Genomic DNA, 12,181 nt, shown 5'->3' with positions numbered 1-12,181 from the left:
TGCCCTATTTTTGCCGACTACTTCTACTTGAGCATCTGTTTCATTTTACATTCTTTATGCTTTTGCAAACACGACTACCGATTCTACTGCTTCTGCTGGGCTTTTTGTGGCTGGGCAACACCCAAACGGCCCAGGCCAGCCACATTCTAGGCGGCGAGCTGACGTATGAGAACCTCGTAGTTCCGAGTAATCCCAATCTGTACCGTGTGAGGGCCCGGGTCTATCGGGATTACAACACGCAGGTAGATTTCGGCCAGCAGCTGACGCTGAAGGTCACCAAGAACGGCTGTGCTATGGCAACGGCCGGCAGCTTCACGGCCACGCTGAACCGCATCTCCGCGCTGGCGAACGGGGCGCTGGGCTGCACACCCGGCACTCAGTATCAGATTACTGTATTCGAAGGCTTGATTGAACTGCCACCCGGCCGCTGGCTGATGAACATCGACGAAGCAAACCGCTCATTTGGCATCCGCAACCTTATTGCCGCTGAATACAAGATCTTTCACCTGTCTGCTTACCTGGATAACTCGAGCGGCCTGCGCAACAGCTCCCCAAAATTCAACGCGGTCAGACTGCCCTATGCCGCCGGCAACCAGCTGCACCGATTCAGCTTCAGTGCTTTCGATACCGATGGCGACTCGTTGGTGTACACTTCAGTGCAACCCCAGAGCTCGGTATTTGAGCAAGACCCCTGCGCCACCGATATTGACTACGCCCCCTACGCCGCCGGCTCGTTCCAAGACCCCGCCACGGGCCAAACCGTGAGCTACCCTGCCCGCACGTATTCGGCCGCGCAGCCACTGTTTTCCTTTCGGGTAAGCAACGGAGTAGCCACACCCTACTTCGAGCTGAACCCCGCTACGGGTGAGCTGCTGACGTTGCCGATTCGGCTGCAAAGCGGCCAGTATGTGGTAGCCGTGCGAGTTGATGAGCTTCGGAAACTGAACGGCAGCTGGGTTAAAATCGGCAGCATAATGCGGGATGTATACTACACCGTGTTTAATGGGGGCACCAACCAAAACCCAGTCCTGACCAGTCTGACTACTGGCACCAACCAGCTGCCCTTGCCCCTCAACCGCCCCATTCCGGTGGCGCCCGGCCAAACGATTGTTGTTACGCTCAACGCCACCGACCCCAACGCGGGCCAGACGGTGTGGATGGGCTCCGACGCGGCCGACCTTATTCCGGGTGCCACCTTCCAGCGCGTTGCCGACGGGCAGGGCCGCCTTACCTGGCAAGTGCCGGCTACGCTCAAACCCGGCCGCTACGGCTGCACCATTACCATCGAAGACAACTTCTGCCCCCTCGTTGGCAACGAAACCGTAACGCTTACTTTCCTGGTGGGCGTGCAGCCCTTGGCCACTAAAAACAGCCAAAACATGCTGCTGGCCGCCTTTCCAATGCCGTTCCACGACCAAGTACAGTTTCAGCTGGCGACCCGCGCTACCCAAACCGTGGTTATTTCCGATGAGTTGGGCCGCGAAGTAAGCCGCCTCAGCAGCCGCCCCGATGGCCTGGTTATCTGGCAGCCGGCGGCTACCGTAGCGCCTGGCCTCTACTTTGCCCGCAGCCTCGACGGCCGGCAGGTGGCCCGCCTGCTGCGCGCTGACTCCAACTAAGCTTTACGCAGAAATTAACTGCTCAACAGCAAAACAGCCGGCCTCCTATACGGGGCCGGCTGTTTTCTTTAGGCTGCATTGCATTGACGGGCCAGCCGCCGGCTTTACTTCGTCGTGGGCAGATTCAGCAGCAGGCGGGCAAAGTAGAAGCCGCCGTTGTAGCCAAACTGATTGGGGTTGTAGATGGTGCGCCCCCGGTTGGTATTGTCGCGGGAGGAATTGTAGGCCAGGGCGCCCACGGCAAAGTTCTGCTCGCTGTTGAGCTCGTACACCCGAAACTTGTCGGGGTACACGTCGAAGATGTTGTTGGCGCCCACCGTCAGCCCGATTTCCTTGTTGAGCTGCACGCTCACAGTCAGGTCAGTCACCCATTTGCCCGCAAACTTCTGGTCGATGCTGGAAAACAGGAAGCCGTTGTTGGCGGCGGGGTTGTCGAGGCGGGCGTCTTTGTATTCGACCGAGCCGAAGTATACAGTGCGGGCCTCGGCACTGAACATTCCCAGGGCGTAGCCAGCCGTCAGGTTGACTTTGCTGCGGGGCTGGGCATTTTCAATCCGGCCGCGCTGCTGGCGGTCAAACAGCGTGTTTTGCAGCCCGGTCTGGTCGGCGTCGATGGTGGGCGAGCTGTTCACTTTCTGCACTTCGGTTTTGTTGAAGTTGGCCGCCACCGTGAGCGTGAGACGGCCGGGGCCTAGCTCCATGCGGTTGTTGGCTACCACGTCGATGCCCCGGGTGCGGGTATCAATAGCATTGGCAAAAAACTGCACCTGGCTTACCGGCAGCGTGCCCAGAATGGTAGCCACCGTGGCATTGGCCCGGCTAAACTGCGACGACAGCACAATTCGGTCCCGGATGTCAATCTGGTAGGCATCCACGGTGAGTGTGGCCGTGCGCAGCACCCGAGCCGTGACGCCGAGGCTGTAGTTGGTCGATTTTTCCTGCTTCAAGGCCGGAATGCCGAACCCCTGCTGGCCCGTGCCGCCCGGCGTGAAGCTGTTGCGCACGATGGGGTTGTCGTTGTTCACCGTCAGCACCTGGTTGGGCGCGCCCTGCACAAATTGGGTGCTGGTGTTGGTGAAATACCGCTGCTGTAGGGAAGGCGCCCGGAAACCGTTGCTGATGGCTCCGCGCACCGCCACGTCGGGCAGCACGCTGTAGCGGGCCGCCACTTTGCCGCTCACGTTGTTGCCAAAGTCGCTGTAGCGCTCGGCGCGGCCGGCCACGCTCACCAGCAACTTCTCGGTAATGTCGCTTTCCAGATCGATATAGCCGGCCGTGTTGGTGCGGGAGCGGTTCAGGGCGTCGGAGGGCTGGTAGCCGGGAAATACCTGGGCCCCGGCGGCGGCAAACGTGGGCGGCGGACCCGGCGCAATAACGCGGCCGTAGTTGGCATACGAGCCCCGCTCCCCAGCCTCAATGCGGTAGTTATCATCGCGGTATTCCAACCCGAAAGCCACGTTCAAGGTGCTTAAAGCAGCCACGTCGGTGAAGCGGCGGGCAACGTTCAGGTTGCTCGTGTTCTGCCGGAAGGCAATGGTGCCGGCGTAGAAATTGGTTGGGCTCAGGCCAATGGGCAACGAGGCGTTGAGCGTGTTGCTGATGTCGAAGCGCAGCGCGTTGCGGCCAAAGGTGTTGCTCAGGTCAATATCGAACCCACCTACGCGGCCGCGCAGCCCCGAAATGATGGACTGGTCGTCGATAAGGGTATTGATGAAGGGCAAAAAGCCATTGGGGTACAGCGTGGCATCAGTCTGGGTAATCTGGTTGGGCAGGCGGTAGAAGCCGGCGGCCTTGCCGGTGCGGTGCGTGGCCCCGGCCGTTACGTAGGCTTCGAGCCCAATGGCGGGCAGCAGCGTGTAGCCCAGGTTCAGGAAGCCGCCGTAGTTGCGGGCTTCCGACTGGCCCAGGCGCAGGTTTTTACGGTCGTAGCCGTTTTGCCGCACCAGTGCATCGTCCTGGGCTTTCAGCTCGCGGCGCTTCTGCTCGGTATCGGCGCTGCCGGGGTAGTTGCCGCCGTTGCCGCCCAGGTATATCAGCGGGGCGGTGTCGGTACCGGTGCGGTTGGTATAGGCCCGGTTGCTGAATTGCCCGCTCACATCGAGGTAGCCACGCCCATTCAGGCCCACGCCCACGTTGGCATCGGCCTGGTAGAGGCGGCCGTCGCCCTCGTAGGTTTCGCCTACGGTGCTGCTGGCCTGCACGCCGGTAGTATCGTCTTTGAGCTGAATGTTGATGACGCCGGCAATGGCATCGGAGCCGTACTGAGCCGCCGCTCCGTCGCGCAGCACCTCAATGCGCTTGATGCTGGCGTTGGGAATGGTGTTCAAATCGGTGCCCACCGAGCCGCGGCCCACCGTGCCATTGATGTTGACCAAAGCCGAGGAATGCCGCCGCTTGCCGTTTACGAGCACCAGCACCTGGTCGGGCCCCAGACCGCGCAGGGAAGCCGGATCAACGTGGTCGGTGCCGTCGGAAATAGCCTGGCGCGACGACTGAAACGACGGGGCCACGTAGGTCAGAATCTGCGAGACGTCGGTTTGGGCGAAGATCTTGATTTCCCGGGCCGAAATAACGTCGACGGGCGCCGTGGTCAGAATATTGGAGCGGCCCTCGGTAGCCCGGGACCCCGTCACGACGACCTCGCTCAAATCGGTGGTGGCATCAAGCAGCCGCACGTCGAGGCTGGTGCGGCCACCCACGGCAATCTGCTGGGCAGCCGAGCCCACGGCCGAGAAAACCAGCGTGGCCGTGCCGGGCACACTGATGCTGTAGCGCCCGTCGGAATCGGTAGAAGTGCCGTTGGAGGTGCCTTTCTCCAGCACCGTAACGCCGGGCTGCCCGCTACCGCCGGCGCCGGTTACGCGGCCCGTTACCGTCAGATTCTGGGCCTGGCCGTGGCCCGCCAGGGCCAGCAGCAAGAGCAGCAGCGTGCCCATGAAGAGTAGTGGTCTGTTCATAAAACCCAAAATGTAAGTGGTTGAAATATCGGCTAATGTAGAAACTGCGGGAAGCCGCGCACCCGGTTACAATGGTGTTTTGCTGGAGTTCGGCTAGTCTTTCTTAAATATAGCATTCTGTGGATAAGATAAATACATATTGCCAGCAGTGCTACCGTCAGGCAGCAGCCGGAAGGCCATTTTCAGGCAGCCTACAATGCTTGCCACACTGGTAGCCGGGTTGCTTGCCCGGTGCCTGTTACTAACCATCCGGAAATCAGCGGCTTCGTTGTTTTCAAGCTGGCCATATAGTACTTTCAGAATATCTTTTAGGCTTTACCGGCTTGCTCATTGTCGCCTAATTCCTGTTTCCTATTCACTTATCAGCCTTTGTTTATGCGCATCCACGCTTCCTTCTCTTTCCTGTTGCTGCTCCTCTGCTGGCTTGGTGGCGCTACTTCGGCCCAAGCCAGCCACATCCTGGGCGGCGACCTAGCCTACCAATACGCCGGCACGGCTACCGCGCCCAACCAGTACCGCGTCACGGCCCGGCTGTACCGGGAGTATCAAACTACCGCTGTCGATTTTGGCACAGTTCAGCTGGCCGTAGCTAAGGATGGCTGCGACGCTACCGCAGCGGGAGGCTTCTTTACTCCGCTCACCCGCATTTCCACTACGACCACCTCTCCTCTCGGCTGCGCCGGGGATTTCAGCTACGAAATCATTGTTTTTGAAGGCGTGGTGCAACTGCCCCCGGGCCGCTGGTCGCTGAGCATTAATGAGGAAAACCGCACGGGGAGTATGCGCAACGTTGTTGAATCTATATTAAGGGGATTCAATGTTGGCGCTTTTTTGGACAACTCCTCTGGCCTGCGCAACAACTCGGCCCGCTTCACTTCCTCCACTTTGCCCTACTTGTGCGCCAGCCAGTCGCACCGCTACAGCTTCACGGCCTTCGATGCGGATGGCGACTCGCTGGTATATCAGTCGGTGCAGCCGCTTGCCAAGCAATTGCCAGACCCGTTGTCTTCCTGTGGGGTGCCTATTCCTTACATGAGCTACGCGGCGGGCAGCTTCCAGGACCCGGCTACGGGCCAGATGGTGGCCTACCCCGCCCGGACGTACTCAGCGGCTTTTCCGCTGTTTTCCTTCCAGGTAACCAATGGTGTAGCGACGCCCTACTTCGAGCTGAGCCGAACAACCGGCGAGCTGCTGGCGTTTCCCATTATTTCGCAAATCGGCCCGTATATAGTAGCCGTGCGCGTGGACGAGTACCGCAAACTGGCCGGCCGCCCCACGCTCATTAGCAGCGTCGTCCGTGACGTTATCTACTCGGTATTCACCGGCAGCGGCAACCGCAACCCTACCGTAGCCACGGCCCGCATCAACAACGGTACCACCGACTACCCACTCAACCTGCCCATCGACGTAGCTACCGGAGAAACCATTTCGCTGACCCTGAATGCCACTGACCCCGACGCGGGCCAAACCGTGCGCCTCAGCAGTGACGTGGCCAGCATTATGCCCGGGGCCTCTTTCCAGACTACGGGCCCCAACCAGTCCCGGCTCACCTGGCAGGTGCCCAACCTGAACCCGGGCCTCTACTCCTGCTCCGTAACGCTGGCCGACAACGGCTGCCCCCTCAACGGCACCGAAGTCCGCACCATTACTTTCCGGGTCAGCCGGGTCGTACTGGCTACCAAAACCAGTCAGCCTACGGTTCTGAATGCCTTTCCCGTGCCATTTCACGAGCAGGTGCAGTTTCGGCTAGCCTCCCGCACCACCCAAACTGTACTGATTTCGGATGGATTAGGCCGCGAGGTTGCCCGCCTCAACAGCGGCCTCGATGGGCTGGTAGTGTGGGAACCCCAGGCGACGGTACCAGCCGGGCTCTACTTTGCCCGCAGCGCCGATGGCCGGCAGGTGGCCCGCCTGCTGCGCACCGACACGCCGTAATATCTCTTTATTCCGGCTCAATGGCCCCGCTTGCAGCTTGTTAGGCTGCCGGCGGGGCCATTTTACGTTCGGGCAACTACGCCGCCACAGCCTTTGGGAATAACATACCTGTCGAATGGTTGAAATATACCGCACTAGGTAAAAGCCATTTTATTACACTTTACTTATATCGATATAACTTTAAAAAATAAATAATCATATTTTAACTTTACTTAATCATATATAAATATATTTGAGCTACTCGACAGTACTTTTTATCAGATGATAAGATGACCCAGCTCCTTCCACCATAGGCTACTCTGCTTACGCCGCCACCCCACCCGGATATTATTTGCCTCCGGTATCAGCCCTTTCTACTCACCTATTGCCTCAGCCACCATGAAAACGTTTATCCAATCTATCGTTGTAGCCGTGTTGGTCAGCGGAACGCTCCTTTCCTGCTCGAAACAGGAGCTCGACGAACTGCACACTACCACCACCGGCCAGGATGCCAGCAAAAAAACCGACCTCAACACGCTTACACTAGCTCCCGCCAGCGCCACTCAGACCTCAATAAACCTGCGGGTTACGGCTGATGCTACCACCGGCGCACCAGCTGGCTTTACACTGCAGTGGATGAGTGCGGCGGCTTATGCGGCCAACGGCAACCGCTGGGCTTCCGACCAGCAGCTCTGCAAGGCTTCTTTTTCTGGCAATGCCAACCGCTCGCGCTATCAGCTGGCTCCGGGCCAGTCGGTAGTCGTCAACGTCGGGGAGCTGCTATTTGACAACGGCGCATCCACCAACTGTGGTACGGCTCTGAGCTGCACCGTGCAGGATTACGTATTCCGGGCATTTGCCCATGCTACCAACACGCAGCAGCGCAGCGAGTTTACGGCCGCCACGCCTGCCTCTACCCTGCCTTGCCACGCTGGTGCTACCTGCACTTATACCGCATCTTACTGGAGCACCCACGGCCCCATTCCGGTTGGCAACAACCAGAACGAATGGCGCTTAACGTCGCTCCAACTGGGCTCGGTAGTATACACCGACCTGCAGGCTCTCGCTATTCTGCTCACGCCCGCCGATGGCAACGAGTTGATTATGCTAGCTCACCAGCTGATTACGGCCAAGCTAAACCTGGCTAAAGGAGCCGAGGAGACTGGCATAGCTGATTACATTGCTCAGGCCGATGCCCAGATTGGCAGCCAGAATATATTAAATACAAGTGCCTCAACTCCAATTTCCGGGGCGAATTCCGGTTATATCACCACTGCTACCACACCGTTGATCAACTACAACGAAGGTGCCTCGGGCCCGGGCCACTGTGCCGAAGCCGAAGATTAGTGGGTAGTGGCAGAATGCCCGAGTGAGCCGGGTGTTCTGCCAATTCTCCCTCAGCTGGCGCTTCCTGGGGCGGTCTGCTGCCACCACTGCTTCGGCAACGGCCCATCAGCTACCGTGATACGCTGGCCGGGCGCGGGCAGCAGCAGGGTTACTTCCGGGCCGGCAGCGGCTACCAGACGCTCGGCCGGCTCCTGCCAGGCGTGGAAAGCCAGATTAAACGTGGCCCAGTGCAAAGGCAACAGCGCCTGGCCTTGCAAGGCCCGATGAGCCGCCAGCGCATGGTCAGGGCCCATGTGAATATCAGCCCACAGCTCATCGTAGGCGCCTATTTCCAGCATCGTCAGGTCGAAAGGGCCGTAGGCTGCACCGATTTCCCGGAATCCGGCTTCGTAGGGGCCCGAGTCGCCGCCGAAAAAGACGCGGTGCGTGGGACTCAGCAGGCACCAGGAAGCCCAGAGTGTATTGTCGCGGGTGAGGCGGCGGCCGGAAAAGTGCCGGGCCGGCGTGGCGGCCAGCGTGTGGGTGTTGCCAAGTGGCACCTGCTGCCACCAGTCCAGCTCGGTTACTTGGGCGGCCGGCACGCCCCAGCGGCGCAGGTGGCCACCCACGCCCAGCGGGCAGAAAAACGGTACGCCCGTGCGGCTCAACTCTCGGATAGCGTCCTTGTCGAGGTGGTCGTAGTGGTCGTGCGACAAGATGACGGCGTCGAGCTTGGGTAGCTGCGAGAGTAGCAGCGGCGCGGCAAAGAAGCGCTTGGGCCCCACCACGCCCGACGGCGACGCCCGCTCGCGCCACACCGGGTCGGTCAGAAACCGTTTGCCATCCAGCTCAATCAGAGTGGAGGAATGGCCAAACCATGTAACGCGCAGCGCGGCGGCGGGCACGGGCTCGGCCAGGGCGGCTACATCGGCCCGAAACGGCCCTAAAGGCTTTTTGGGCTCCCGCTCCTCTTTGCCCTGCAGCCAGCGCCGGGCCATCAGCCCATAGTCCATCGACATACCGGTGGGCACGGTGTTCAGGTATTTTTTGCCGTTGAACTGGGAAGGTGTTTTCATGATGCGGTTGATGCAGGCCATAATAGTGCGCCTTATCCTACCAGACGCACAACACCACGATTTACTTTAATTCCGGTAAGGAACAGACGCTACGGGTTGCGGAGCAACGTCTTTACCACTGGTGAGGCCTGCTGAGCCCACAGCTGCATCTGCTTGCCGGAATAGTGCAGCCCATCGGGCGCAAACTGGCTGGCATCACCGGCGGCAGCCCGGGTGTAGCTCGTAATATCGACGAAGGCAACGCCGGCCTGCTGGCACTCGTCGCGGGCCACGGCATTGAACTGGTCTATTTCGCTGGCAATGCGCGGCTGGTCGTAGCCCTGGCCGTAGGGCGAGCGGCCCCAGTCCGGAATCGAAAGCACGAAAACCCGGCCCGGTCGCTGCCCGGCAAAGCGCACGGCCGTTTGCAGCAGCTCCCGAAACTCGGTGCGGTAGGTAGTCAGCGGAAGCCGGCGGTACTGGTTATTCACGCCAATTAGCAGGGAAACCAGGTCGTAGGTCTTCGAATTATTGGCCGCCCGAATGGCTTGTTGCAGCTCCCCGGTCGTCCAGCCGGTGCGGGCAATGATATCGGGTGCAGCGAGGCCGGCCGTACGGGCCAGCTGCACGCTCCAGCGGTCAGCTTCCGGCACGCCTTCCCCGATGGTATAGGAGTCGCCCAACGACAGCAGGCTACTACCCGAGGCAGGCGTACTGCCCGCCCCAGAGCTGGCGGGCTTGGGTACGTCGTCTCCGCTGCGGGTGCAGCTGAGGCTCAGGAACAGAGAAAACAGAAAGAAGAGGCGAGTCATAGCAGAAACCACGGTGATTACCAGCTATACGCCTTTAGCCATGCTCCAGATTGCCGCCTTGCCGGACTATAAAGCCAAAAAGCTGAGCTTCCTCCGGAAAGGAAACCCAGCTTTTCTGGTTGGCTGCTACGTCAGAGGCCGTTGCCGGCGTCGTGTTTAGCCGATGGCCTGTTTCAGATCCTCAATCAGATCCTCCACATCCTCGATGCCCACGCTGAGGCGAATCAGCGAATCGGAGAGGCCGGCAGCTTTGCGGGCTTCGGCCGGAATGCTGGCGTGCGTCATGGTCGCGGGGTGGCCCGAGAGGCTTTCGACGCCGCCAAGGCTTTCGGCTAATGAGAACAGCTGGAATTTCTCCAGCGTGGCAATGGCGTCCTCCTTTTTGTCGCCCTTGAGCACGAAGGAAATCATGCCGCCGAAGTCGTTCATTTGTTTGGCTGCCACGTCGTGGTTGGGGTGGTCGGCAAAGCCGGGCCAGAACACCTTTTCCACTTTGGGGTTGGCCTTGAGGTACTCAGCTACTTTGCGGCCGTTTTCGCAGTGGCGCTGCATCCGGATGTGCAGCGTTTTGAGGCCGCGCAGCACCAGGAAGCAATCCTGGGGGCCGGGCGTGCCGCCGCAGGCATTCTGGTAGAAGCTCAGCCGCTCGTGCAGCTGGTCGTCGTTGTACACCAGCGCGCCCATTACCGTATCGGAGTGGCCGGCCATATACTTGGTGAGCGAATACACCACGATGTCGGCGCCCAGGGCCAGGGGCGTTTGCAGGTAGGGCGTCGAGAAGGTATTATCGACCACCAGCAGCGCGCCGGCTTCCTTTGCTACGGCGGCGGCGGCGGCAATGTCGATGACGTTGAGCAGCGGGTTGGTCGGCGTTTCCACCCAGATCATCTTGGTCCGCTCGTTCACTTTGGCCCGCACGGCTTCCATATCGTGCATGGGTACGAAGTGGAACTTGATGCCCAGGGGCTCATACACCTTGGTGAAAATGCGGTAGGAGCCGCCGTATAGGTCGTTGGTCGAAATGACCTCGTCGCCGGGCTGTAGCAGCTTCACCACGCAGTCGGTGGCGGCCATGCCCGAGGCGAAGGCCAAGCCGTGCTGGCCGTTGTCGAGAGCGGCTAGGGCATCCTGCAGCTGGGTGCGGGTGGGGTTGTGAGTGCGCGAGTATTCGTAGCCTTTGTGGTCGCCGGGGGAGCGTTGCACGTAGGTCGAGGTCTGGTAGATAGGCGTCATGATAGCCCCGGTGGTGGGGTCAGGGTGCACGCCGGCGTGGATGGCTTTGGTACCGAATTTCATGGGTGAGTTGTTACGGAATCAAAAAAGGTGCTGGTGCTCGGAGTTAGGGCGCCAAAGGTAAGAAGGCTGGCGAGAGAAAAGTTTACCCGATTCTTGTGGGCCACCGCTGGGTAGCGCCCATATGTTAATTCGTGTGTTTTCTGGCAAAGCTGCCGCCGCGCAGCAGTCCCGATTAGCCTACGAAGCCGAAGCCGCTTTCCCGCTGAAGGGTAGGTGTAGCCTTCCGGCCGCTTCTTTCGTTCTACCTTCGGGCCGGCTGCTGCTGGCCGGCCTAATTGATTTTCCGCTGCCTATGGCTTTTCTCAAAGAGCTTTTCCAAAAAAACGCCTCTACTCTACTCTCGATGGGTATGCTGGTAGCCATGCCGGTTGTTGGCAGCTCGGTGCTAAGCTACCTGCTCTACCAAAACCAGGAGTTGCTCCACCGACTAACACTGGGCCAGATGCTGTTTTATTTCGCCTTCATTGGCGTCACCATGGCCTTTGCCCTCACGCCTACCACATTCGTGGCCCTGGTAACTGGTTTTTACTTCGATTGGGCCGGGCTGCCCGGTATGGTACTGGCCTATGCCCTGGCGGCACTGGTGGGCTACGAGGTGGCTTCCCGCCTCGACCACGGCAAGATGACCACCTTTCTGCACCACTTTCCCAAGGCCGAAGCCGTGATGCGGGAGCTGAAAACCCAAAGCCTGCAGCTCATCATTCTCACCCGCATTTCGCCAGTGCTGCCCTTCGCCCTGATGACCTTCGTGCTGGCCGTGATGCGCATCGACCGGCGACGCTTTTTACTGGGCAGCGTGCTGGGCATGCTGCCGCGTAGTTTGTTTTTCTACTGGCTCGGCACCAAGGCCCAGGACGTGTTTGCCCTGGTCCGCAACCCCGACACCGGCACGGCGGGCAAACTGCTACTGGTGGGGCTGATTATCATCTCGCTGTTTGGGCTCTATTATATCTTCAACCGCGCCTTGAAGCGAGCCTTGAGCCGCAGCACCGCTGCGGAGTAAAAATATTAAAACTGACTTTCAACGATTTGTGCTTTCTTAGGGTCTTTTTTCAGAAGAATTTTCCCCTCAGGTTTGCTTGACCCGATTTTTTGCTCTTATCTTTGCAGCACCAAACCGGTAAATGGTTGTATAGCTCAATTGGATAGAGCATCTGACTACGAATCAGAAGGTTTAAGGTTCGACTCCTTATACGACCACA

At 59.5% G+C, this 12,181-nt stretch carries 8 protein-coding genes and 1 tRNA gene; 5 read left to right on the top strand and 4 right to left on the bottom strand.

The features are described from left to right. The first annotated feature begins 56 nt into the window (after positions 1–56). Positions 57–1,619 (top strand): hypothetical protein, encoded by a 1,563-nt coding sequence (locus LGH74_RS05070; protein WP_226172937.1) that lies wholly within the window; start codon positions 57–59, stop codon positions 1,617–1,619. Positions 1,620–1,723: 104 nt separating this feature from the next. On the opposite strand, the gene LGH74_RS05065 is transcribed toward LGH74_RS05070, so the two are convergent. Beyond that, positions 1,724–4,576, bottom strand: a complete 2,853-nt coding sequence (locus LGH74_RS05065; RefSeq protein WP_226172935.1) for a TonB-dependent receptor — start codon at positions 4,574–4,576, stop codon at positions 1,724–1,726. 375 nt (positions 4,577–4,951) lie between these two features. On the opposite strand from LGH74_RS05065, the gene LGH74_RS05060 reads away from it, so the two are divergent. Beyond that, positions 4,952–6,511, top strand: a complete 1,560-nt coding sequence (locus LGH74_RS05060; protein WP_226172933.1) for a hypothetical protein — start codon at positions 4,952–4,954, stop codon at positions 6,509–6,511. 378 nt (positions 6,512–6,889) lie between these two features. Continuing rightward, positions 6,890–7,837, top strand: coding sequence for a hypothetical protein (locus LGH74_RS05055; protein WP_226172931.1), 948 nt, complete (start codon positions 6,890–6,892; stop codon positions 7,835–7,837). Positions 7,838–7,887: 50 nt separating this feature from the next. Here LGH74_RS05055 and LGH74_RS05050 read toward each other — a convergent pair whose 3' ends face one another. The 3 genes from LGH74_RS05050 to LGH74_RS05040 all read right to left on the bottom strand — a co-directional run bounded on the left by LGH74_RS05050 (position 7,888) and on the right by LGH74_RS05040 (position 10,979). After that, complete coding sequence (locus tag LGH74_RS05050; RefSeq protein WP_226172929.1) at positions 7,888–8,892, bottom strand: MBL fold metallo-hydrolase; 1,005 nt, start codon at positions 8,890–8,892, stop codon at positions 7,888–7,890. Between the two features lie 89 nt (positions 8,893–8,981). Continuing rightward, positions 8,982–9,683: an SGNH/GDSL hydrolase family protein gene (locus tag LGH74_RS05045; RefSeq protein ID WP_226172927.1), complete on the bottom strand. Its 702-nt coding sequence runs from the start codon at positions 9,681–9,683 to the stop codon at positions 8,982–8,984. Positions 9,684–9,839: 156 nt separating this feature from the next. Further along, positions 9,840–10,979: a cystathionine gamma-synthase gene (locus LGH74_RS05040; RefSeq protein ID WP_226172917.1), complete on the bottom strand. Its 1,140-nt coding sequence runs from the start codon at positions 10,977–10,979 to the stop codon at positions 9,840–9,842. A 292-nt stretch (positions 10,980–11,271) separates the two neighbouring features. Here LGH74_RS05040 and LGH74_RS05035 point away from each other — a divergent pair, with 292 nt between their 5' ends. Next, positions 11,272–11,982, top strand: a complete 711-nt coding sequence (locus LGH74_RS05035) for a TVP38/TMEM64 family protein (protein WP_226172915.1) — start codon at positions 11,272–11,274, stop codon at positions 11,980–11,982. Between the two features lie 123 nt (positions 11,983–12,105). Further along, a tRNA-Arg gene (locus LGH74_RS05030) sits at positions 12,106–12,179 on the top strand. The last annotated feature ends 2 nt before the right edge of the window (positions 12,180–12,181 follow it).

The sequence above is a fragment of the Hymenobacter lucidus genome, from assembly GCF_020447265.1.
GTDB classification, from domain to species: domain Bacteria; phylum Bacteroidota; class Bacteroidia; order Cytophagales; family Hymenobacteraceae; genus Hymenobacter; species Hymenobacter lucidus.
The sequence above is the reverse complement of the archived record's forward strand: the minus strand, read 5'-3'. Positions and strand labels throughout refer to the sequence as shown.

Bases quoted from the DNA above. Each gene is read 5' to 3' on its own strand.
- LGH74_RS05065 (WP_226172935.1), bottom strand. From the start codon at position 4,576: ATGAACAGACCACTACTCTTCATGGGCACGCTGCTGCTCTTGCTGCTG.
- LGH74_RS05040 (WP_226172917.1), bottom strand. From the start codon at position 10,979: ATGAAATTCGGTACCAAAGCCATCCACGCCGGCGTGCACCCTGACCCC.
- LGH74_RS05050 (WP_226172929.1), bottom strand. From the start codon at position 8,892: ATGAAAACACCTTCCCAGTTCAACGGCAAAAAATACCTGAACACCGTG.
- LGH74_RS05035 (WP_226172915.1), top strand. From the start codon at position 11,272: ATGGCTTTTCTCAAAGAGCTTTTCCAAAAAAACGCCTCTACTCTACTC.
- LGH74_RS05070 (WP_226172937.1), top strand. From the start codon at position 57: ATGCTTTTGCAAACACGACTACCGATTCTACTGCTTCTGCTGGGCTTT.
- LGH74_RS05060 (WP_226172933.1), top strand. From the start codon at position 4,952: ATGCGCATCCACGCTTCCTTCTCTTTCCTGTTGCTGCTCCTCTGCTGG.
- LGH74_RS05045 (WP_226172927.1), bottom strand. From the start codon at position 9,683: ATGACTCGCCTCTTCTTTCTGTTTTCTCTGTTCCTGAGCCTCAGCTGC.
- LGH74_RS05055 (WP_226172931.1), top strand. From the start codon at position 6,890: ATGAAAACGTTTATCCAATCTATCGTTGTAGCCGTGTTGGTCAGCGGA.